The sequence below is a fragment of the Terribacillus halophilus genome (assembly GCF_900162685.1).
Taxonomy (GTDB): Bacteria; Bacillota; Bacilli; order Bacillales; family Amphibacillaceae; genus Terribacillus; species Terribacillus halophilus_A.
This window is the reverse complement of sequence record NZ_LT727828.1, coordinates 1622269-1644598: the sequence shown is the minus strand read 5'-3', so window position 1 is coordinate 1644598 and position 22330 is coordinate 1622269. Positions and strand designations below refer to the sequence as shown.

The window sequence follows — 22330 nt, the reverse complement described above, 5'->3', positions numbered from 1 at the left end:
TCAGCGGAATTTCACCATATCATCAAAACTGCGCTTAATTAACAGCCAATAGCTGGCCGTCGGTACATCTTCTTTCATCACAAGCGGCGTAGAAGAGATTTGTTTGTCCCCACTCCGCACTTCGAGCACGCCTACTTGTTCTCCTGCTTTCAGCGGAAGGGATATTTCTTTTTCATAGACAATCTTCGTTTCTAATTTACCCAGCTCTTCGCCTTTCTTTTGCAACAATGAAACAGGTTCCTCTGTCATAATCGGAACGTTTTGTCTCGCTGCCTTCAGCATATCCAGCTTCGCAACAACTTGATTCTCTCTGTAAAGCTGTTTGACTGCATATTGATTGAAACCGTAATCCAGCAAGCGTGATACTTCATTATTACGCTGCTTTGGCGTTTCTGCACCCATGACGACAGCGATTACTCGCATTCCGTCTTTTTTAGCAGTTGCTGTAAGGCAATATTTCGCTTCTTTTGTAAAACCAGTTTTCAGGCCATCTACACCTGGATAAAATTTTACTAGCTTGTTTGTGTTTACAAGCCAGAATGGGTCTTCAGAATCCTGCCTTAGATAATCCTCATAGATACCTGTGAATTCCGTAATTTCTTCATGACCAACCAGTGCTCTTGCCATCATTGCCATGTCTTTAGCTGTCGAGTAGTGATCGGATGCCGGAAGCCCCGTCGCATTTTGAAACTTAGTATGCGATAGCCCAAGCTCTCTCGCTTTTTCATTCATTTTCTTCACAAATGCATCTTCTGTGCCTGCAATCTTCTCTGCCATAGCGACACTTGCATCGTTCCCGGAAGCAACCGCAATTCCTTTAAGCAGATCTTTAACAGTCATCTCTTCTCCAGCTTCAAGGAAAATCTGCGATCCGCCCATACTTGCTGCGTATTCGCTTGCTCTTACTTTATCTTCATACCGCAGCTTTCCGGCTTCGATTTCCTCCATTATCAAAAGCATCGTCATTATTTTCGTCATACTTGCAGGCGGCAGCTCTTTTTCCATATTTTCGCCTGACAGCACTTGACCAGTGTCACGCTCGATTAAAATAGATGATCGGACCGTTTCTTCTTTTACCTTCTCAGCAAAAACGTGCGGCGGTACCGCTGCAATACTGATAACAAAAGCTAGCAGCACACTGACTAGACTCATTTTTTTCATATCGGGTTCCTCCGTTTACGGTAATACAGTTAGAATCTCCCAAACGAATTGATTTATGAGTTGTTTTTGCATACAAAAAAAGCAGCCCTTTACAGGACTGCTTTTTGGACTAAGAAATTACGTCGTAAATCAACGTCATTTTTTCTATATGTTCTTCGTTAATTGTATACGATTCTAATACTTTGTTGCGAGAATCTGCTGCTTCTGCATCGCGTGCATGTAAGATGGCAATTGTTTCGCCTTCTTTTACAGCATCTCCTTGTTTTTTCTTCAGTGTAATTCCAACAGCATGATCAATGTCGTCATCCTTTGTCGCACGTCCTGCTCCAAGATACATTGCAGCTGTTCCGATTCCTTCCGCGTCGATGCTGTGGACAAAGCCAGCAGCTGGCGCTTTCACTTCGATATGATAATCTGCTTGAGGGAAAAGGTCTGGATTATCGACAAGTGCTGTATCTCCGCCTTGTGCTCCGATGAATGTCCGGAAAGCTGCAAGCGCAGTACCATCATCTAAGCATGCTTCTAGATGAGCGCGTGCTTCTTCGTAGGTGGCAAACTTACCAGCAAGCAGCGCCATATGTGTTGCAAGCTCTACGGAAATTTCACGCAAATCGGTGATCTTCTCTCCGCTTAGCACTTGAATCGCTTCTTTGACTTCATTGCTATTGCCAATTTCAAATCCTAGCGGCTGGTTCATGTCTGTAATGACAGCAACTGTTTGACGGCCTAAATTATTGCCGATTTTAACCATAGTTTCTGCCAATTGACGGGATTCATCAAGTGATTTCATGAAAGCCCCAGAGCCAGTTTTAACGTCTAAAACAATTGCTTCTGCACCAGAAGCAAGTTTTTTACTCATGATAGAACTTGCAATTAGCGGAATCGTATTAACAGTTCCTGTAACGTCACGTAAAGCGTATAGCAACTTGTCAGCAGGTGCCAAGTTACCTGTTTGCCCAGCAACAGCTAATTTGTTTTCATTAACTAAGCCCATAAACTGCTCCCGGCTCAAGTCGATGGAAAAGCCTTTAAACGATTCCAGCTTATCTAGAGTTCCGCCTGTATGTCCAAGTCCGCGTCCTGACATTTTTGCAACCGGTATACCAATGGATGCGACAAGCGGACCTGTAATCAAGGTAATTTTATCTCCTACGCCGCCTGTGCTGTGTTTATCAACCTTTTTACCTGCGATGCTGCTCAAGTCGAAAGTCTCGCCAGAATTGGCCATTTCTTCTGTAAGCCAAGCTGTCTCTTCTTCCGTCATCCCATTAAAATACACAGTCATTAAAAAGGCAGAAGCCTGATAGTCTGGGATATTCCCGCGCGTGTACCCTTGTACAAAAAAGCTAACTTCTTCTTTTGAAAGTTTGCCGCCATCGCGTTTTTTTGTAATTAAATCAACCATTCTCATACTCGATCACCTGCTTTATTTTTTTGGAAGCTGTTTGACGATTTGTTTTACGAATCGCAGGAAGTCTTCACGAACCTGGCTTGTTGTTTCCATTACTTCATCATGTGTTAGCGGCTGATCCAGAATGCCCGCTGCCATATTGGAAATACAGGAAATACCAAGAACGTCAATTTTAGCGTGACTGGCAACGATAACTTCCGGAACTGTCGACATACCGACTGCATCTCCGCCCCAAGTGCGGAGCATCCGTACTTCGGCACCCGTTTCATACGAAGGACCTGTATTGCCCACATAGACGCCTTCTTGCACTTTTAAATTAATTTCTTCAGCAACTGCACGTGCATGCTTCAGAAGTTTTTTGCTGTAAGCAGCAGACATATCCGGGAAGCGTGCTCCTAGCTCATCGTCATTCGGTCCAATTAAAGGATTCGTGCCCATATTATTAATATGATCAGTTATCAGCATCAGATTGCCTGGTTCGAAGCTCTCATTGATGCCGCCAGCTGCGTTCGTCACAATCAACGTTTCTACACCTAGCGCTTTCATCACGCGAATTGGCAATGTGACCAATTCCATTGGATAACCTTCATAGAAATGGAATCGACCTTGCATCGCAATCACTTGCTGGCCCTCCAGTTTACCAATTACGAGCTGGCCCTTATGTCCGCTTACGGTAGAAACCGGGAATCCTGGTATGTCACCATAAGGAACGACAGTTGCATCGGTAATTTCTTCAGCAAGAACACCTAAACCAGATCCAAGAACGAGACCTATTTCCGGTGCAGCAATTAATTTACTTTTAATATAATCGGCTGCCTGTTTAATCGCTTCTGTCTGCATGTTTATTTCCCCTTTTTTAACGCTTGTAAAAAGCTTGTTCCGTGTTCTGGCATGTCAATGTTAAAGTTTTCTGCAATAGTCGCAGCAATATCAGCGAACGTATTCCGAAGCGGAAGTTCTTCCCCTTGCGCTGTACCCGTATGATAAGCGATCAACGGTACGTACTCTCTTGTATGATCTGTTCCATGATGAACCGGGTCATTTCCGTGATCAGCAGTAATCAGCAGCAGATCATCTTCTTTCAGCTTGTTTAATACTTCCGGCAAGCGTTCATCAAAATCTTCCAATGCTTTTCCGTAGCCTTCTGGATCGCGGCGATGTCCATATTTTGCATCAAAGTCAACTAAGTTGAGGAAGCTGATGCCAGTAAAGTCTTCATCCATGCTTTCCACAAGTTTTGTCATACCGTCGTCATTATCTTTTGTGCGGACAGACTTTGTCACGCCTTCTCCATCATAAATATCAGAAATTTTTCCTAATGCGATGACATCATAATTTGCATCTTGCAAACTGTTCATCGTTGTTCTGCCAAAAGGCTTCAGAGCATAATCATGGCGGTTTGATGTCCGCTCAAATGCACCTGGATTTCCAACGAAAGGACGTGCAATGATGCGGCCGAGCATATAAGGATCATCAAGCGTAAGCTCCCGAGCGATTTCGCAAATACGATACAGTTCATCGAGCGGAATGATATCTTCGTGTGCTGCAATTTGCAGCACTGAATCAGCAGATGTATAAACGATCATATCGCCAGTTTCCATATGCTGCTCGCCAAGTTCGTCCAGGATTTCTGTTCCAGAAGCTGGTTTGTTGCCAATAATGCCGCGTCCTGTACGTTCTTTCAATTCATTTAATAATGCGTCCGGGAATCCATCCGGGAATGTACGGAATGGCTGGTCGATGCGAAGCCCCATGATTTCCCAGTGCCCTGTCATCGTATCTTTACCGTTTGACGCTTCCTGCATTTTTGTATAAAAAGCTTTCGGCTGACCGGCAGCTTTGATGCCTTCTACTTCTCTGATATTACCAAGACCTAGAGATGCCATATTCGGCATTTTCAGTCCGTTTCTATGGGAAGCGATATGGCCGAGTGTATCTGCTCCTTTATCACCGAAAGCTTCTGCATCCGGTGCCTCTCCAATCCCGACAGAATCCATTACGATAAGAAATGCGCGTTTAAAATCCAATGTTATTGCCTCCTATATGTATAGCTTAAGCCCGAGGATGGTGGGTTTTGTAAATATCCTTCAGTCTCGTTTTCGTCACATGGGTGTAAATCTGTGTCGTGCTTATATCCGCATGTCCGAGCATTTCCTGAACAGCACGCAAATCAGCCCCATTCTCCAGCAGATGCGTTGCAAAAGAATGACGCAGCGTGTGTGGGGTAATCTCTTTTTGTATGCCAGCATCGCGGCCAATTTGTTTTAATACTTTCCAGAAACCTTGACGCGACAAAGAATTACCATGATGGTTCACAAATAAGATATCACTCGATTTAGACTTAAGCAGCACTTTTCGCGAGCGATTCAAGTAGTCTTCCAATCTTGCCTTGGCTATATCCCCCAGCGGAACAATTCGCTCCTTCGACCCTTTCCCAAAGCAGCGAACAAAGCCCATTTCCAAGTGCAAATCATCAAGTTCCAAAGCCAAAAGCTCTGATACGCGCAGCCCCGTCGCATACAGCGTTTCCAGCATGGCGCGATTGCGAATGGTTAATATGTCTGTTCCTGGACAAGACAAAAGCTTGTCCACTTCATCAGAAGATAGTATCTTCGGAAGCTTGCGTTCTTTTTTTGGTGTGTCAATATGTATACTCGGATCTTCCTTCAGACCATATTCCCGAAGCAAGAACTGATGAAAGAGTCTGATGCTAGATAAGGTTCTTGCGATTGTCGCTGCCGACTTCCCATTATCATGCAGCCAGCGAAGATAAGCGGTCAGTTTAGCCCGGGTGACATATTCCCATTCCTGCACCTCATTTGCCTGCAGATACTTGGAATAAGTACGCAAATCACGTGCGTACGACTGCAATGTATTTTCCGATAAACCTCGCTCGATCTGCAGATAATGGATAAAATCATCCAAAGCTTCTTGCATGTAGCCTACTCTCCTAACCGGAAAAATAACGTCATCCTATCTACTAGACTATTCTCCTGCTCCATTGACGCTACTTTCACCGCATTTCCCTCGGGGGGATCATACCGGTGATAGCTCTCATATTCACTATGGATGAAACGCAATCCAAAATAGAAAAATGTGGAGCATGCAACAAAAACGAGCAAAAGCTTGCCTGTATCAAAAATGAATCGCTTCATATACACTTCTCCTTTCCCTGACATCGTCTTTGTACAGACTATGCCAAAGAAAGCGGAAATTATACGTATAGGTTAACGTTACCCTATTCCTCTGGTTTTGTAAATCAGTTAGTAAAACGAAAGAAAGCCTTATCCATTTGCTAGGAAAGGCCTCCGATGTTTAAGATGTTCGGTTTACTTGAACTGCAGCTGCTTCTAAATCTTCTTCCTTTTCAGCCGCCTGACAAACGCGGCAAATACCGTGGAAAGTAAGACGGTGATCTTTTACTTTGAATCCCCAGTCAGTTTGGACAATTTTCTCAACGTCCTCCAGCAAATCTTCGTCAATCTCCTCAACAGACCCACATTCCATACAAACAAGATGATGATGGAAGTGCGTAGCGCCCTCTTTACGAAGGTCATAACGGGATACGCCGTCCCCAAAGTTTATTTTATCAACGATTTTCAGTTCAGATAGTAATTCCAGCGTTCGGTAAACAGTAGCCAAGCCGATTTCCGGTGCTTTTTCCTTTACGAGGAGGTAGACGTCTTCAGCGCTTAAATGATCCTCTTCTCGCTCTAGCAGCACACGTACCGTCGCTTCTCGCTGCGGTGTCAGCTTGTAGCTCTGCGCATGTAATTGCTTTTTAATGCGTTCAATGCGGTGTTCCAAGTGAATTCCTCCCTCGTAATCCCACACTTATTATATACCGACAGCAAAAAAAGTGTCAAATTATAATTATTATAAATAGTTAATTATAATAATTCTTAACACCCATCTTACAATAATTCCTTCACAAGTAAGGATAGGAGCGGATTTGACAGAAAAGTCTCCAACATAGAAGCAGCAAAAGAACTCCCTAGCAAAATGAGAAAAATAATGCTGTATTGAATAAAATAGCGCCTTAATGATAATGGAGAGCGTTTAGCAATTAATTTGCGCAGCAGTGTCACCGAAAACAGCATGGCGCTTGTACCTGCAATCAAGTAAAGCGGAATCACGATCAGGTTTTGCGGAGCGACTGCCGCTGCTGCCAGCATCAACCCTTTCCATCCAAGCTGATTAACAAGAAATCCTACACTAAAGCCCATCATCAGCCCTTTACTGAACAAAAGCATCCATATAATCGGAATACCGATAATGGAGAGGCCGAGTACATACAAAAACAGCAAGAACTTAACATGTGACAAAAAGCTGGATTGCAAAATCTCCTGCTTACTCATTGCTTGACCTTGCTGCAGCTGGGCAAAGAAACGTTCCAAGTAATAAAATAAATCTTCTTTTTGCGTAAAGTTCATACTATTGACCACAATAGCGCCGAAAATAATTCCAATTAGAAATAAAACAAGCATAAACAAGTAACTTGTCGCATGCTGTCTGACATGCGACAAGAGAATGAATTCTCGCTGCTTCATTTATATCTTCCTCCACATTCTAGTCTAGTTACTAGAATCTATGAAGAAAGCTTGTCTGCTAGAACCATTAGTTGGATGTGTGCTTTAAACGAAGATGCAGCAGTGCATACATTGTTTTTGCATCATGAATGCGTTCTTCTTCTACTAATGCCTCTGCTTCCTCAAGCGTCAGCTCCAATAGCTCAACAAATTCATCTTCATCTCCTGCTACCTTCTCTGTCAGAAGCTCAAGTTCCTCTGCTTCATATACATGAAGTAATTCGTCCGCAAATCCTGGTGAGGTATAAAATGACCCTAGCTTTTTCAGTTGTTTCGCTGTATAACCTGTCTCTTCTTCCAGTTCTCTAATCGCTGTTACTTCCGGTGCTTCTCCCAACTCAAGCTTTCCAGCAGGTATTTCGACAATTGATTTTTCTAATGCTTTCCGGTACTGCTCGACAAAAATGATTTTACCTTCTTTTGTTATTGGTATAATCGCGACAGCACCTGGGTGTTTAATTAATTCACGCTTTGATTTATTCCCATCAGGCAGCTCCACTGTATCAACACGCAAGGAAATCACTTTTCCGTCATATACAGGTTTTGTTTCAATTGTTTTTTCTTCGAATTTCTTCATTATGTACACTCCTTTATCTCATACCTCTAGCTTAACATAGCTATATGTCATTTCGCTTTCTTCATTAGGACACATAAGTTGTTCAACAGCGCCTTTGCCTTTACACTGAAACTGCAGGATAAAAAAAGAAGGTGGGATAATATGCGGACAAGACGTGTTGGTACTTCTGATCTTCACGTTTCTGAGATTTCTTTTGGAACGATGAGCATCGGTACAGATGAACAGCAAGCTATTAAACTGCTTCATGAAGCACAAGATCTTGGAATTAATTATTTTGACACGGCTGATTTGTATGACCAAGGCCGGAATGAAGAGATAGTCGGAAAAGCCTTCAAAGGTCGTCGGGACAACATCATTTTAGCGAGTAAAGTCGGCAACCGGATGAACGCAGACGGAAATGGATGGCATTGGGATGCCAGCAAAGACTATATTATTTCGCAAGTAAAAACGAGCCTGCAGCGGCTGCAAACAGACTATCTTGATCTTTACCAGCTGCACGGCGGTACAATGGAAGATAATATTGACGAGACCATTGATGCATTCGAAACATTAAAAAAAGAAGGGTTAATCCGTTATTACGGCATTTCATCCATTCGCCCAAATGTCATCCGGGAGTATGTGAAGCGGTCAAATATTGTCAGCGTCATGATGCAGTACAGTTTATTAGACCGCAGACCAGAAGAACAAACACTTGATTTGCTTGCCAAAAACAAGATAAGTGTGTTTGCACGCGGAAGTGTGGCAAAAGGTATGCTGAGTGACAAGACAGCTGAAAAAGTGAAGCAAAAAGGCAGCGACGGCCTTTTGACTTACAGTTATGAAGAATTGCTGGCGGCAAGTGAAAAACTGCAGCTGCTCGCAAAAAACGAACAAGCATCTGTCACTGATTTAGCAGTCTGCTATATCTTGCAGCACCCAGCTCTAGCCAGCGCAGTAATGGGCGCAAGCTCCTTGGAGCAAGTGAAGCAAAACGCCGCTTTATCAACCGATCGGCTGCCAGATGGTTTATATGCACAACTTCAGCAAATCACCAAACCGATAACCTATGAAAATCACCGATAGAGTAAACCCGGAACCTAGCAGGCATCTCCCCTGCTAGGTTCCGTTTTTTTCTCCCGAAAATCTGTTTGTGTCAAATGCGTCTGTGGAATCAAGGCATTCAAGTAACCTTCTTTGCTTGATAAGCGGAAAACATTATTGCTAAAGTCCAGTTTCACTTCATCTGCAAAAAACACCTCTTGATGCACATCAATTATGGCCGGGATAGAATCGCTTTCTACCTCCACATCCTTCGCACGCGGTTCTTCCGCCAATCGCACCGTCGGAATGCCATTCACTTTGCAGCCGATCCCTTCTGTATCGTAATATAAAACCAGATAACGATGTGCCTCATCCTGCNCGAGCCTGCAGCGGCTGCAAACAGACTATCTTGATCTTTACCAGCTGCACGGCGGTACAATGGAAGATAATATTGACGAGACCATTGATGCATTCGAAACATTAAAAAAAGAAGGGTTAATCCGTTATTACGGCATTTCATCCATTCGCCCAAATGTCATCCGGGAGTATGTGAAGCGGTCAAATATTGTCAGCGTCATGATGCAGTACAGTTTATTAGACCGCAGACCAGAAGAACAAACACTTGATTTGCTTGCCAAAAACAAGATAAGTGTGTTTGCACGCGGAAGTGTGGCAAAAGGTATGCTGAGTGACAAGACAGCTGAAAAAGTGAAGCAAAAAGGCAGCGACGGCCTTTTGACTTACAGTTATGAAGAATTGCTGGCGGCAAGTGAAAAACTGCAGCTGCTCGCAAAAAACGAACAAGCATCTGTCACTGATTTAGCAGTCTGCTATATCTTGCAGCACCCAGCTCTAGCCAGCGCAGTAATGGGCGCAAGCTCCTTGGAGCAAGTGAAGCAAAACGCCGCTTTATCAACCGATCGGCTGCCAGATGGTTTATATGCACAACTTCAGCAAATCACCAAACCGATAACCTATGAAAATCACCGATAGAGTAAACCCGGAACCTAGCAGGCATCTCCCCTGCTAGGTTCCGTTTTTTTCTCCCGAAAATCTGTTTGTGTCAAATGCGTCTGTGGAATCAAGGCATTCAAGTAACCTTCTTTGCTTGATAAGCGGAAAACATTATTGCTAAAGTCCAGTTTCACTTCATCTGCAAAAAACACCTCTTGATGCACATCAATTATGGCCGGGATAGAATCGCTTTCTACCTCCACATCCTTCGCACGCGGTTCTTCCGCCAATCGCACCGTCGGAATGCCATTCACTTTGCAGCCGATCCCTTCTGTATCGTAATATAAAACCAGATAACGATGTGCCTCATCCTGCAGTGCTTTAATCTTCTCTAACGCTGTTTCGGTAACGGTTAATTTCATAACATATTCCTCCTTTATTTCTTGCTAAGCTGACTGCCAAGCAGCTTCTCCATGAATGCGGGGAAGAGCTGAAACAGTTTACTGCCTGCGCCCATCCAGACTGGCAGATTGATTTCACGCTTCGGATTGCCGATGCTTGCCACAACTTTCCTTGCAACTTGCTCAGGCGCCAGCATATAACGGGAACTTGCTTCACGATAACGTCCGCTCGGATCTGCTGTATCGAAAAAGTTTGTATCCATTGGTCCTAAATTGACTGCTGTCACATAAATTCCATAAGGCTTCAGCTCCTGGCGCAATCCGTTGCTAAAACCAATGACGGCATGCTTACTAGCGGCGTAAATAGCCGCTTTCGGGGTGGCCACCTTACCAGCCATTGAACCAATCATCATAATATGTCCGCTCTGCTGCTTTAGCATGCCTGGCAGAACCGCTGCTGTGGCTTCCATCCCAGCAAGTGCATTGACACGCATCGTTGTTGCCAGCTGCCCAGGTTCTGTTTCTGTAAAATAACGAAAATAGCCAACACCAGCATTGTTGATCAACACATCAATTCGCTGCTCTTGCTGCTGCATTTGTTCTAGCACGGCACGCCACTCTGCTGCTGCGTTCAAATCTGCGCGATATACAGAAACATCTGCACGAAAACGTTCTTCTAACTCTGCAGCAAGCTGATTCAGTTTATCCAGTGACCGAGCGACTAGCAGCAATTTGTGCCCAGCTGCAGCCGCTTCAATCGCAAGTGCCTTGCCGAGACCGCTGGATGCACCGGTAATTAAGACATTCTTTTTAGCTACTTTCATGTGACGTACCTCTTTCTGTTTACCCAACTAACGCGCCAGTTATGTACGAAATGCATACTGGATTGTCTGTTCCATCAAATCAGGGAGTTTGCCAAAACTATAGGTTACTTCCAGACGCTCTGTCCATTGATGTGCATCTTTGCCGTACGGACCTAAATGTAAGACGGGCATCTGCAGCCCTTCCATTAAGTCAGCCGGAAGTGTAAATCCTTTCTCCTGCAACGGCATATTAGAAATCAAGTCTTGAATAGCTGTCGGTGATGTTGGTTTGCCAATAAAACTCGAGTCAGACAAACCCGGGAAAAACTGCACTTCCGTCAAATCCGCATCAAAATCCTTTTTTGCTTCCGTTTGGATCTCCTTAACAAGCTTCTGTACGTACGGATCTTTCTTCGAAGAAACCGCAGGATAAAACGGCGGACTGTAAAAAAGCACGATAACAGGTGCCAGCTCATGACACATGCTCACCAATTCTTTAACAAGCTTCGTCGAGAAGTCTCTGTCCCCTTCTTTTCTTGTCGTTATTAGCCAGTTCTGTCTTCTTTCCACTTCGGCTCTGCCAAACCGGTTGACTGCATAGTCATAAAGCTCTTCATAAAGTATCGTTTTTACTTGGAAGCCAATTGGCTGAAATGCATGGGATTTGGCAGCCGACGCCTTCGCTTTTTCTTGGTAATGTGTTTCTATCTTACTGGCTGCCTGATTCATAGCGACTTTTAATTTATCATTAATCGTTTGAATGGACTGCTCCAGGAACAGAACATTATACATCGCTACTGCAGAAACAGGCGTTTGAACGGAATACGCTTCCTTTAAATCACGCAGCATCAAACTGACTGGCGGCGGCGTCACCTCTCCGTACACTTCTTCGATAAATGCTTCCTGCAGCTCGAGTTCCTGTGACAAATAACTGATCATCAAATTAGCATTAAGTCCGCCAAACGGCTCTCCCACATGCGTCTCTTTTCCGTAGCAGAAAAAGCCGGGAAGTACTTTACCGATGGAACCAGTATATAAATAGTTTCCCGTATCCCCAGGGTACTTACTGAAAACAGGCTCTCCATTCATGCATAACTTATAATTCAACCTTTCCTTATCCTGCAGCTGCTGCAGCACTTCTAAAGCACACAGCATTCCCGCAGAGTTCACTTCCTCATCCGGAACTGACAATAACAGAATATTGCCGTCAAAAACTCCATCCATGGCTCGCTCCAGCATAGAAAGATGAACAGTCAATCCCGCTTTCATATCCATTGTTCCACGTCCAAACAGCCATTCGCCATGCTGTATTTCTGTTTTGATCGCTTGCGGCAGCTCTACATCCCCATTTTGATAAGCTGCTGTCAAATCGCTTACCTTGCAGGCCAAATGCTGTAACGTGCCGAAATCTTCTGTTCCTACCACATCAAAATGGCTAAGAAGAATAATGGTGTCTTTTTTATCAGCTTTCTTTACCAATGCAGTGAGCAGCTGTCTTCCGTCTTGCAAGGGATGCAGCGCTACATAATCAGGGTGCTGCTGAAAGTATGGCTTTTGTTCAAGTAAACTGTACACATGTTCCGGAAAACGTATTTCCTCGGCCGAACCTGTAATGCTTTCAATTTCCACCAGTTCTGCTAGTAATGCGACCAATTCTTCAACTGTTTGCCACTGTTTCATTCTAGCACTCCCTTTTCAAATTGACTTTTGCCGGTTTTTCTCGCACAATTCTACTATACGTATAAGTTCGGGGTGAAAACATGTCTACTAAAATATTTGCACATCGCGGTGCAAGTAATTATGCACCGGAAAATACAATGGCTGCTTTTCAAATGGCTGAAAGAATGCAGGCGGACGGAATTGAAACCGATGTACAACTGACGAAAGACCAAGTTCCCGTGCTGATTCATGATGAAAGCATTAATCGTACGACGAACAAACGCGGATTGGTCCGCAGTCTTACTTACGAACAATTACAACAGTTAGACGCAGGCAGTTGGTTTCATCGTGATTATGCGGGCGAAAAAATTATTTCGCTTGATTCTTTTCTTTCTTGGATCAAACAAACATCACTGCTTTTGAATATAGAGCTAAAAACAAACCAGTTTCCTTACCCGGGCATTGAGGAAATAGTGTTGCAGCGACTTCAAGAACATCAGATGACAGACAGGACAACGATATCTAGCTTTAATCCAGATAGCATCCGCAGAACCGCTGCTCTTGACCCTGCTATTGATACAGGGTTCCTTACGTCGAAACGGCCAAGGGAGCTGTTTTCCCTCATGGAAGAGATTGGTGCTAAAGCTTTGCATCCAAAATTTCGCTTGCTGAATAAAAAGCTGCTTAATGAATGCCAGCAGCGGCACATACCGATTCGTGTGTACACCGTCAATCAGCCGATGTATATCTTAAAAGCACTCGAAGCAGCATGCGATACAATCATCAGTGACGTTCCAGACAGAGCACTGGAGTTGCGCAAAAGCTATATAACTAGTTAATCAAACAAACGGAGGTCCTACAATGGCTACACCTAAATTATTTCAACCTATTACTTACAGAGATTGTACGTTAAAGAACCGTATTGTTGTATCTCCTATGTGTATGTATGCAGTGGAAGAGGAAGATGGGAAAGCAACAACTTTCCATGTCTCCCACTATGAAAGCAGAGCAATCGGCCAAGCAGGCCTTGTATTCGTGGAATCAACAGCTGTTACACCGGAAGGAAGAATATCCAATAACGACCTTGGTATCTGGTCTAATGAACATATTGAAGACCTCCGCACCATCAGCAGCCGTATTCAAGCACACGGCGCTAAAAGCGGTATTCAGCTTGGACATGCGGGCAGGAAATCCAGAGCCAGCGACCCAATTGTAGCACCAAGCAATGTGCCATGGGACGGAGAATCAGCTGAACCAACACCATTAACGATAGACAAAATAAAAGAACTAGTCGAGGCGTACCGCCAGGCAGCGCTTCGCGCGAAAGAAGCAGGGTTTGACGTGATTGAAATTCATGCTGCGCATGGGTATTTGATTAATCAATTCCTCTCTCCGCTAACAAACAAACGAATTGATATGTACGGAGGCGCCCGTGAAAACCGCTACCGTTTTCTTCGAGAAGTTATTGACGCTGTGAGACAAGTTTGGGATGGCCCTTTGTTTGTCCGTATATCGGCAAATGAATACGCAGAAGATGGCAATGATATGAATGCATTCATTTACTATAGCATCGAAATGAAAAGACAAGGCGTCGATTTAATTGATTGCAGTACTGGCGGCGTTGTAGCACAAGGTCCGGACATCGTCTATCCTGGTTATCAAGTGGTTCACGCTGAACGAATCCGCAAGCATGCGCTTGTCGACACGGCTGCGGTTGGTTTGATCACGAACGGTCCATTAGCCGAAGAGATTCTCCAGAATGGACGCGCTGATCTTGTTTTTGTTGCCCGTGCCATGCTGCGAAATCCGTATTGGCCGCTCGAAGCAGCAGAACAGCTGCATTATAGTTTGGAAGCACCAGTCCCTTATAAGCGCGGCTGGTAATAGCAGGAGGCATTTTAACATGGAATTACATTTTCTCGGGACCGGTGCCGGTCTCCCCTCAAAGGATCGCAATGTAACGAGCATTTGCCTTTCAATGCCCCAAGAAAGGCAAGCCGTATGGATGTTTGACTGCGGGGAAGCTACACAGCATCAAATGCTCTATTCCCCGCTGAAAGCTGGAAAAATTGAAAAGATATTCATCACACATCTTCACGGTGACCATATATACGGATTGCCTGGTTTATTATCGACGCGTTCTTTTCAGCAATCTGATTTACAGCTCGAAATTTACGGTCCTCGCGGCATAAAGCAATATATTGAAGTTTCATTGAATATAAGCGGGAGCAGCACAGCGAACAGCTTGATCATACATGAAATTGAACCGGGCCGTATTTTTGAAGACGAAGGCTGGACAGTAGAAGCGATTGCATTGTCACATGGAATCCCTTGCTTTGGCTATATTGTCAAAGAAAAGGATACACTTGGAGAGTTGCGGGTAGATAAACTTAGAGAATTGGGCATTACGCCAGGCCCCATTTACCGGGAGATTAAAAATCAGGAAGTAACGAAATTGCCTGATGGACAGCTAATCAAAAGAGATGACTTTCTCGGACCCGATAAACCTGGCCGCAAGCTGGCAATACTCGGAGACACAACCTATTTACCGGAGTTAAAAGAAGTACTGCAAGATGCCGATATTCTTGTGCATGAAGCGACTTTTTCATCAGACGAACCGGAAATGGCCAAAGCATACGGCCACTCTACTGCCCTGCAAGCCGCCACGTTGGCAAAAGAAGCAAACGTACAAAAGCTGATTCTTACTCATATCTCTGCTCGTTACCACAAAGATGAAGCAGAAATCTTAGCCGAACAAGCGCAAACTATTTTCCCAGCAACTGAACTTGCCGAGGATATGTGCGTTTTTGAAGTGATGAAAAAATGATATGATAAGTAAATAACCCAAGCTATAGCGAAGTCTTTTATGGACTAGTATAGCTTGGGTTTTTATTTTAAAAAACTGTGTAGTCAATCGCCGACAATGTGCTGATATACCTATTCATATTTAATTTACCAAGATACAGGTTTCTATTTTGCTGAAGGTCTTTTAGACTCAAGTGGTACATTATTCTGGATAGGGTTTATTTTCGAAATTCCATTTCTGATTTTAAGCAATCTTCCTCTCATAATTCTTGCTTTAACTAGTATCAGTTTCTATAAAGCATATCGAAATTACTGTATGTTAAAAGAAGCATAAGTCGGAAAAATAAGATCCGTATGTTCTAAAAATGTATCAGTATTCTGCCGAAGCGGCCGACAGAGGATTACATTTAAAAGAGATTCTGAGGCCGTTCGAGTTTTCTTTCATCTTTCACTAAAACTCAAAAAAGAAAAAAGTGGGTAAAGTCATCCGTCGATGACCTTATCCACTTTTTTTAGTATGTTTAATCTGTTTTTTATCATTACTTGCAAGAAGTTTAGACAATGATAAATCCACTGAGAAAGTGCATTTGGTTACCATAAAATCTATGAGTTTAAGTACAAAGTCAACGTTCAATAAAGTACACTTTTCAGATAATGAAGAACATTGCTAATCAGTCTAGTATCACTGCTACTCCTCTGCATTTTTCTTTACCAAAAACCGCAAGTATTGGAAGTACTATGCTCACAAATTAATGAGAGACAAGAAAATAAGAGGTTAAGCTGTTATTACACTTCTTGAACAAGAGCTATTTATGGTATGTTTTCACCATATCTATAGAGTTAAAGTACCGCTTTAACAGAAAGTTCATCTCTGTTCTAACGTACCGCATATTTATGGAATAGCAGCTCTATTTCTTATAATCATCCAAAAAATCCTTCTGAAAACTTGTGCGAACTTCATCTGATGTACTAGTTTGTACGCGGCGGAAAGGATTCTTGCCGAATTTGGAGGTTAAGTCGTCGATTGCTTTATATAGCCCCTCTTTTTCGGCTTCTTTTTCATAAGTAAACAAATCCAGTTGTTTACCAACTTCCTTCTTCTCTGCCACATCGAATACACTGACACCGAGCAGCCGGATCGGCTCTCCGTTCCAATGCTTTTGCAGCAGCGTTTGGGCATACTGGAATACTTCATCTGCCGACTCCAGAAAATGCTGCAGCTTCATGCTTCTGGTAATGGTTTTGCGGTCGTGGTAACGAATCATTAGCTGAATGCCTTTTGCGATGGCTTCTTTTCGGTGCATCCGTTTTTCTACACTTTTACTCAATTGGCTTAATAACTTATCCAGCTCTTTATCATCCGTTGTATCACGCGGCAGCGTTTGGGAACTGCCGATACTTTTAAAGCTGTGTACAGCTTCGGGATCAACAGGTCGGTCGTCTATTCCATTTGCCCGATTGGCAAGCCGTTCACCGTTCACGCCGAAGATCCGTTTTAATTGGTATTTATCTTTATGTGCTAAATCTCCAATCGTCTTAATACCAAGTGTCCGCATCTTCTCTGCTGTCTTGGCTCCGACTCCGTACATCTCCTCTATCGCAAGCGGCCACAGTATAGAAGAAATATCTCTTTTTCTTAAGACGGTAATGCCAAGCGGTTTCTTCATATCTGAAGCCATCTTAGCCAAAAACTTGTTAGGTGCTATGCCTATGCTGCAAGGAAGATCCAATTCTTGTAAAATACGTTCTTGAAGCTTTTGGGCAATTTCTAAGGTGGAACCTAAATGAGAACAATCCGTTACATCCATATAGCCTTCATCAATAGAAACGGGCTGAATAATTGGTGTTACCTCTTGCAAGAGTTTAAACATTTCACTGGAAGCTTTCCGATAGCGATCGAAATTGGGGCGCATGACAAGTAAATCAGGACATAAGCGACGAGCTTCCCACAGCGGCATTGTCGTACGTACGCCTTTCTTTCTTGCTTCATAACTGCTTGTTACGACTATGCCTTTCCGTTCAGCTGGATTACCGCAAATAGCTAATGGCTTGCCGCGAAGCGATGGATCAAAAGCCATCTCAACCGAAGCATAAAAGCTATTCATATCTACATGAAATATCGCCCTTCCTTTACTCTGCATGCTGCTCCTCCTCTCGATGCGAACTGTCGTTCTATTATAGCATGTTTGCAAAATAAATAGGAGGCATGTGCCCCCTATCCTAATTAGCTGTTGGAAACTTCCTGGATGATTGCCGCAACCATTTCTGCGGTCTTAACCAACTCTGTTACCGGTATCCGTTCATTTGTCGTGTGAATCTCTTCGTAACCGACAGACAAGTTTACTGTTGGAATGCCAAATCCAGCAATAACATTGGCATCACTTCCACCGCCGCTTTGTGTCAGTTTACTTTCCCGGCCGATTGTCTTTGCTGCACTGCGCGCAACTTCGACAACACGGTCACCTGCTTGCTGCTTGTAGCCTGGGTACATGATTTTGACATCTACATCTGCATGTCCCCCAAACTCCTCAGCAGTTTGTTCAAATGCTTGCTTCATTTTTTGTACTTGTGCTTCCATCTTGCTCGTCTCTAATGATCTAGCTTCTGCTAAGATTTCCACATAATCGCATACGATATTTGTTTGCTTCCCGCCTGCAAAGCTGCCGATATTCGCTGTCGTTTCCTCATCAATGCGGCCAAGCGGCATTTTTGAGATCGCTTTGGCTGCCAATGTGATTGCGGAAATACCCTTTTCTGGCGCCACTCCTGCATGTGCAGTTTTGCCATGGATTTTCGCAAGCAGCTTTGCTTGTGTTGGTGCTGCCACGACAATATCCCCTACAGAACCGTCACTATCGATTGCATAACCGAATGATGCCTTCACCAAGGACGGATCAAGCGCACGGCTGCCAACAAGGCCAGACTCCTCACCTGCTGTAATAATAAATTGAACAGTGCCATGCGGCAGCTTCTGTTCATTATACACTTGCACTGTTTCAAGTATTGCTGCAAGACCAGCTTTGTCATCTGCGCCTAGAATCGTGGAACCGTCACTCGTAATATAGCCGTCCTTGATTTGCGGTTTAATGCCTTTGCCAGGTACAACAGTATCCATATGAGAGGTAAAGTAGATGTCTTCTTTTCCATCAACAGTGCCTTCCCATGTGCAAATCAGATTGTTTGCTCCGTGACCCGTCTTCTCCATGGAATTATCTTCTTGAACGTGTACGCCTAAATCCGTGAATTTTTTTTTCAGTACTTTTGCGATCTCTTGTTCTTCGCCTGTTTCGGAATCCACTTGAACAAGTTCTAAGAATGTTTCAATCAAACGATCTTTGTTTACTTTTATCATGGTTATGTACTCCTATCTGTCTGTTGGTTTCTCCTTGTCCCCTTACCCGCTTCCCTGTACAATGTACATAAACAGATAAGGGGGCTATACGACATTGGCTAATCAAAAGAAAAAAAGATCCAAGCAAAGTATTGCCATGAAATTCATGGTTTACTTGATGATATTCACGATGCTTATCTCCACTTTAGCAATCACAATGAGCTATTTTGTCTTCTAGGAGACAAAATAGCTCCATCTTCTCTTCCAATCTCTTCAAATGATTTTCCATCTGTAACAATGTGTACTTTTGTACCGACGGGTATTTGTTCATACAATTCTTCCACATCTTTATTTTGCATCCGGATGCAGCCCGCCGATACACTTCTTCCAATTGATTCTGGCCTGTTCGTTCCATGAATGCCGTAGGTCCGGCCTTGTGTATCTTTTGCATTAAAACCAATCCATCGGCTTCCGAGCGGATTATCTTCGTCACCGCCGGCTATTCCCTTTTTCGTATACGAAGGGTACTCGGTCTTGAACAAAGTCATGAATAATCCTTCGGGTGTTGACTCCGCTGTTTTGCCAGTAGCTACTGGGTAGATTTTTACAATCTCTCCCTCGTCTACAAGTGCAAGCTGGTTCGTCGTTTTGTTTACAATGATAAGCGGCCTGCCCGGCATTGGATTTTCGCCAAACGGCCATAACGGTGACAAGATTGATACACAAGTAAAAGCCAGCAGAAGCGCACGCATAAAAGCACAATCCCTTCTAGGTGATGATGCTTTTATTGTTGCTCTATCCGTCTATTTCTATGTTGCAGATCGCTGTCTTTGAATGCTTGCTTTAATTTTAAATAATTTTCCATTTCGTACAGCAACTGAAATAGGTGTGCCCTTGTCTCAAATTCTTCTCTTGATTTTGGAAGCGGATCTTTATCGAAGGACTGTCGTAACGATTCTAATTCTTCTAGAAATAGAACTGCCGTATTTCCCGGATGCACAGAGTCTGCCAATCCAAAATAAAAGTGAGCTAATCGATCGCATTGTGAATACGACGTTTCTGGAAGCCGGCTGACTAGCGGCAGGATTCGTTTTAAGATGGCAAATTGGTTAGTACGCATTTCAAAATAATCATAATACGGATGCTCCGACCGCAGTACATGATTTTCAACGTCACGTCCCACGAGCTGATTCGCTTCCTTGAGAATCTTCTCCGTCTTAGCAATTTCTTCGCCAGACCACGCTTGGTCTCCTTCTTTTAAGTACGTCGCAATCTCTTTCAGTATTTTGGCGAAATTACGTTCCAGCGCAATTTGTTTTCGCCGAATAGTCGCTTCTAAACTTGGCATATAAAGGTTTACAAGTAACGCAATTCCGATACCCACTGCTATTAAGATAAGTTCATTTATAACCAAATCAATGGTAATATTACCGGCACTGTATAAATGCAGAATAATAACAGAACTGGATACAATACCAGGTGAAACGCGCAGCGTAACCGTTATCGGAATAAATAGAAGCAGCAAGATGCCAATACTGTATGGATAGAATCCGATTGACTCGAATAGCAGAAATGAAAGCACAATCGCCAGCAGACAAGCCGCTATGCGATGCCAAGCGGCTAGGAAGGATTTCTTTCTTGTGATTTGTGTGCATAGTATTGTGAGTATTCCTGCCGATACGCTGTTATCCAGCTGCAGCAGTTCCGCTATCCAAATCGCAAGGGGTGTTCCTACCGCAGTCTTAATTGTACGATAGCCTATTTTCACTTTGGTGCTCCTCGTTTAAAATAATCAAAAGCAGAATAGTCCCGCATCCTTTAGGATGGGGACTACTGCTCATACTTCTTTGCAGTGCTCGTCGAACAGTGACTGCAATTTATTGACAACTTCCATCGGTTCATGACCTTCGATATCATGACGCTCAATCATCGTGACGATTTCGCCGTCTTTCATGAAAGCAAAGGATGGAGAACTTGGCGGGAATCCTGTAAAATATCCACGCGCTTTTGCCGTCGCATCTTTGTCTTGACCTGCGAATACAGTCACAAGCTGATCCGGGCGTTTATCATAGTGAAGACTATGTGCTGCTGCAGGACGTGCAATGCCGCCAGCACAGCCGCAGACACTATTGATCATAACAAGTGTTGTGCCTTCTTTCTTCAAGGTACTGTCCACTTCTTCCGGCGTCGTCAATTCGACATAGCCTGCATCTGTCAGGTCTTTTCTCGCTGTTGTTACGATATCGTTCATAAACATTCTGAAATCAGCCATCGCTATTCCTCCCCTTTTACACTAGTTCAAGTGTATCAGCAAATTTAGCTTCTTTCAATTTCTAAAGACTCACTTAATAGACAGGCATAGTAGATTCAGATATGTTCTCGAGAATCTCTTTCACTCTTGCCATAAATTGACCGCAAACAAGTCCGTCCAACACGCGGTGATCAAGACTCAAACATAAATTCACCATATCGCGCGCTGCAAACATATCATTGATAATTACCGGACGTTTTACGATTGATTCTACTTGCAGAATGGCAGCTTGCGGATGATTAATAATTCCCATGCTTTGTACAGAACCGAAGGAGCCTGTATTATTAACGGTAAATGTACCGCCCTGCATGTCAGCTGCTGTCAGCTTGCCATTTCGTGCTTTTCCTGCAAGAGAAGTAATCTGTTTCGCTATCCCTTTTACACTTAAATCATCTGCTGATTGAATGACCGGAACGAACAACTCTTGCTCTTTTGCTACAGCAATAGAAATGTTCACTTCATCATGCTGAATAATCTTATCTCCTGCCCAAGAACTATTCAGCTGCGGGAATTCTTTTAACGCTTGTGCAACTGCTTTGACGAAGAAGGAGAAGAACGTAAGCGAATAACCTTCTTTTGCTTTAAACGCATCTTTTACTTTGTTTCGATATTTAACCAATTCCGTCACGTCTACTTCTACCATCATCCATGCATGCGGTATTTCTGTCGCAGCTTTTACCATGTTGTTAGCAATTGCTTTGCGCACACCTGTAACTGGAATTGCCGCACCTGAAGCAGCTGCTTCTCTCATTGGCGCTGGTGCTGCTTGCTGTTCTGCGGCTGCCGGTGCAGCAGTTTGCGTTTCTGGCTGTGATTTCGTTTGTGCTTGCGGTTTCTCACCGGAGGCAATAATTGCTTCCACGTCTTTTCTCGTGATGCGGCCGCCTTTTCCGCTGCCGTTTATAGCGGAGAGATCCAAGTCATGTTCTTGTGCGAGCCGCATAACAGCAGGTGAATACCTTGCTTTCATCGCTGTTTCTCCAGTCGTTTGCTTTTCTGACTCAGCAGGAGCAGCGCTGCCAGAGGCAACAGAATCAGTTTCTTGTTTCGGTGCCTCTCCTGCATCCTCTGTCTCGATTGAACAAATGAGTGCTCCTACTTCAACGGTGTCACCTTCTGCTACTGTTAATTCTTTGATGACACCTGTGTAAGAGCTGGGAATCTCCGCGTTCACTTTGTCGGTCATCACTTCTGCAATGGCATCGTATTTACTGACTTTGTCACCAGGTTGGACGAGCCATGTGCTGATCGTGCCTTCTGTTACACTCTCGCCAAGCTTTGGCATCAATATCTTTTCTATCGTCATCA

Annotated in this window: 24 protein-coding genes and 1 pseudogene; 6 read left to right on the top strand and 19 right to left on the bottom strand. The window is 43.7% G+C overall.

Annotated elements, in window-relative coordinates:
• From B1K52_RS12905 to B1K52_RS12865, 9 genes are all read right to left on the bottom strand, one after another.
• Window positions 1-1161, bottom strand: a complete 1161-nt coding sequence (locus B1K52_RS12905) for a D-alanyl-D-alanine carboxypeptidase family protein (RefSeq protein WP_077308868.1) — start codon at window positions 1159-1161, stop codon at window positions 1-3.
• Between the two features lie 109 nt (window positions 1162-1270).
• Window positions 1271-2572, bottom strand: a complete 1302-nt coding sequence (locus tag B1K52_RS12900) for a pyrimidine-nucleoside phosphorylase (protein WP_077308866.1) — start codon at window positions 2570-2572, stop codon at window positions 1271-1273.
• A gap of 15 nt (window positions 2573-2587) precedes the next feature.
• Entirely contained in the window at window positions 2588-3412 is an 825-nt protein-coding gene (locus B1K52_RS12895; protein ID WP_077308864.1) for a purine-nucleoside phosphorylase, read from the bottom strand.
• A 2-nt stretch (window positions 3413-3414) separates the two neighbouring features.
• The gene (deoB, locus tag B1K52_RS12890) at window positions 3415-4599 is read right to left on the bottom strand and encodes a phosphopentomutase (RefSeq protein ID WP_077308862.1); all 1185 of its coding nucleotides are present in this window, start codon (window positions 4597-4599) and stop codon (window positions 3415-3417) included.
• A 25-nt stretch (window positions 4600-4624) separates the two neighbouring features.
• Complete coding sequence (xerD, locus tag B1K52_RS12885; protein ID WP_077308860.1) at window positions 4625-5509, bottom strand: site-specific tyrosine recombinase XerD; 885 nt, start codon at window positions 5507-5509, stop codon at window positions 4625-4627.
• 5 nt (window positions 5510-5514) lie between these two features.
• Window positions 5515-5727, bottom strand: coding sequence for a DUF4227 family protein (locus tag B1K52_RS12880; RefSeq protein ID WP_077308858.1), 213 nt, complete (start codon window positions 5725-5727; stop codon window positions 5515-5517).
• A gap of 160 nt (window positions 5728-5887) precedes the next feature.
• Window positions 5888-6379 carry a ferric iron uptake transcriptional regulator gene (fur, locus tag B1K52_RS12875; protein ID WP_077308856.1) on the bottom strand — a complete coding sequence of 164 codons (492 nt, stop codon included), beginning with the start codon at window positions 6377-6379 and terminating at the stop codon, window positions 5888-5890.
• Window positions 6380-6486: 107 nt separating this feature from the next.
• Window positions 6487-7122: a stage II sporulation protein M gene (spoIIM, locus tag B1K52_RS12870; protein WP_077308854.1), complete on the bottom strand. Its 636-nt coding sequence runs from the start codon at window positions 7120-7122 to the stop codon at window positions 6487-6489.
• A 67-nt stretch (window positions 7123-7189) separates the two neighbouring features.
• Window positions 7190-7738 (bottom strand): NUDIX hydrolase, encoded by a 549-nt coding sequence (locus tag B1K52_RS12865; protein ID WP_077308852.1) that lies wholly within the window; start codon window positions 7736-7738, stop codon window positions 7190-7192.
• 141 nt (window positions 7739-7879) lie between these two features.
• Between B1K52_RS12865 and B1K52_RS12860 the strand changes: the two genes are divergently transcribed.
• Entirely contained in the window at window positions 7880-8800 is a 921-nt protein-coding gene (locus B1K52_RS12860; protein WP_077308850.1) for an aldo/keto reductase, read from the top strand.
• A 14-nt stretch (window positions 8801-8814) separates the two neighbouring features.
• Here the strand turns inward: B1K52_RS12860 and B1K52_RS12855 are convergent.
• Window positions 8815-9120: pseudogene (locus tag B1K52_RS12855) on the bottom strand (iron-sulfur cluster biosynthesis family protein); the annotation flags it as partial.
• A 22-nt stretch (window positions 9121-9142) separates the two neighbouring features.
• Between B1K52_RS12855 and B1K52_RS12850 the strand changes: the two are divergent.
• Complete coding sequence (locus B1K52_RS12850; protein ID WP_077308846.1) at window positions 9143-9751, top strand: aldo/keto reductase; 609 nt, start codon at window positions 9143-9145, stop codon at window positions 9749-9751.
• Between the two features lie 14 nt (window positions 9752-9765).
• Here the strand turns inward: B1K52_RS12850 and B1K52_RS12845 are convergent, their stop codons facing one another.
• From B1K52_RS12845 to B1K52_RS12835, 3 genes are read right to left on the bottom strand one after another with little or no spacing between them, the layout of a single operon-like run.
• Complete coding sequence (locus B1K52_RS12845; RefSeq protein WP_077308844.1) at window positions 9766-10134, bottom strand: iron-sulfur cluster biosynthesis family protein; 369 nt, start codon at window positions 10132-10134, stop codon at window positions 9766-9768.
• 14 nt (window positions 10135-10148) lie between these two features.
• Complete coding sequence (locus tag B1K52_RS12840) at window positions 10149-10937, bottom strand: SDR family NAD(P)-dependent oxidoreductase (protein WP_077308842.1); 789 nt, start codon at window positions 10935-10937, stop codon at window positions 10149-10151.
• A gap of 39 nt (window positions 10938-10976) precedes the next feature.
• Window positions 10977-12596, bottom strand: a complete 1620-nt coding sequence (locus tag B1K52_RS12835) for a M20/M25/M40 family metallo-hydrolase (RefSeq protein WP_077308840.1) — start codon at window positions 12594-12596, stop codon at window positions 10977-10979.
• Between the two features lie 80 nt (window positions 12597-12676).
• Between B1K52_RS12835 and B1K52_RS12830 the strand changes: the two genes are divergently transcribed.
• Genes B1K52_RS12830 through rnz form a run of 3 tightly spaced genes read left to right on the top strand, consistent with a single transcriptional unit; the run spans window position 12677 to window position 15402 of the window.
• Entirely contained in the window at window positions 12677-13414 is a 738-nt protein-coding gene (locus tag B1K52_RS12830) for a glycerophosphodiester phosphodiesterase (RefSeq protein ID WP_077308838.1), read from the top strand.
• A gap of 22 nt (window positions 13415-13436) precedes the next feature.
• Entirely contained in the window at window positions 13437-14459 is a 1023-nt protein-coding gene (gene namA, locus B1K52_RS12825; protein ID WP_077308836.1) for an NADPH dehydrogenase NamA, read from the top strand.
• Between the two features lie 19 nt (window positions 14460-14478).
• Window positions 14479-15402 (top strand): ribonuclease Z, encoded by a 924-nt coding sequence (rnz, locus tag B1K52_RS12820; protein ID WP_077308834.1) that lies wholly within the window; start codon window positions 14479-14481, stop codon window positions 15400-15402.
• Window positions 15403-16288: 886 nt separating this feature from the next.
• Here the strand turns inward: rnz and B1K52_RS12815 are convergent.
• The gene (locus B1K52_RS12815; RefSeq protein WP_077308832.1) at window positions 16289-17521 is read right to left on the bottom strand and encodes a DNA polymerase IV; all 1233 of its coding nucleotides are present in this window, start codon (window positions 17519-17521) and stop codon (window positions 16289-16291) included.
• An 83-nt stretch (window positions 17522-17604) separates the two neighbouring features.
• Entirely contained in the window at window positions 17605-18732 is a 1128-nt protein-coding gene (locus B1K52_RS12810; protein WP_077308830.1) for a M20/M25/M40 family metallo-hydrolase, read from the bottom strand.
• A 136-nt stretch (window positions 18733-18868) separates the two neighbouring features.
• Between B1K52_RS12810 and prli42 the strand changes: the two genes are divergently transcribed.
• Window positions 18869-18949 (top strand): stressosome-associated protein Prli42, encoded by an 81-nt coding sequence (gene prli42 / locus B1K52_RS18490; RefSeq protein ID WP_373022649.1) that lies wholly within the window; start codon window positions 18869-18871, stop codon window positions 18947-18949.
• Here prli42 and B1K52_RS12805 read toward each other — a convergent pair.
• The 4 genes from B1K52_RS12805 to B1K52_RS12790 form a co-directional block, all read right to left on the bottom strand.
• Window positions 18924-19463, bottom strand: a complete 540-nt coding sequence (locus tag B1K52_RS12805) for a L,D-transpeptidase (RefSeq protein ID WP_077308828.1) — start codon at window positions 19461-19463, stop codon at window positions 18924-18926. The genes prli42 and B1K52_RS12805 overlap by 26 nt on opposite strands.
• 32 nt (window positions 19464-19495) lie before the next feature.
• Window positions 19496-20479: an aromatic acid exporter family protein gene (locus B1K52_RS12800; protein ID WP_077308826.1), complete on the bottom strand. Its 984-nt coding sequence runs from the start codon at window positions 20477-20479 to the stop codon at window positions 19496-19498.
• Between the two features lie 69 nt (window positions 20480-20548).
• Window positions 20549-20983 carry a BrxA/BrxB family bacilliredoxin gene (locus B1K52_RS12795; RefSeq protein WP_077308824.1) on the bottom strand — a complete coding sequence of 145 codons (435 nt, stop codon included), beginning with the start codon at window positions 20981-20983 and terminating at the stop codon, window positions 20549-20551.
• Between the two features lie 73 nt (window positions 20984-21056).
• Complete coding sequence (locus B1K52_RS12790; protein ID WP_077308822.1) at window positions 21057-22328, bottom strand: dihydrolipoamide acetyltransferase family protein; 1272 nt, start codon at window positions 22326-22328, stop codon at window positions 21057-21059.
• Window positions 22329-22330: the final 2 nt, after the last annotated feature.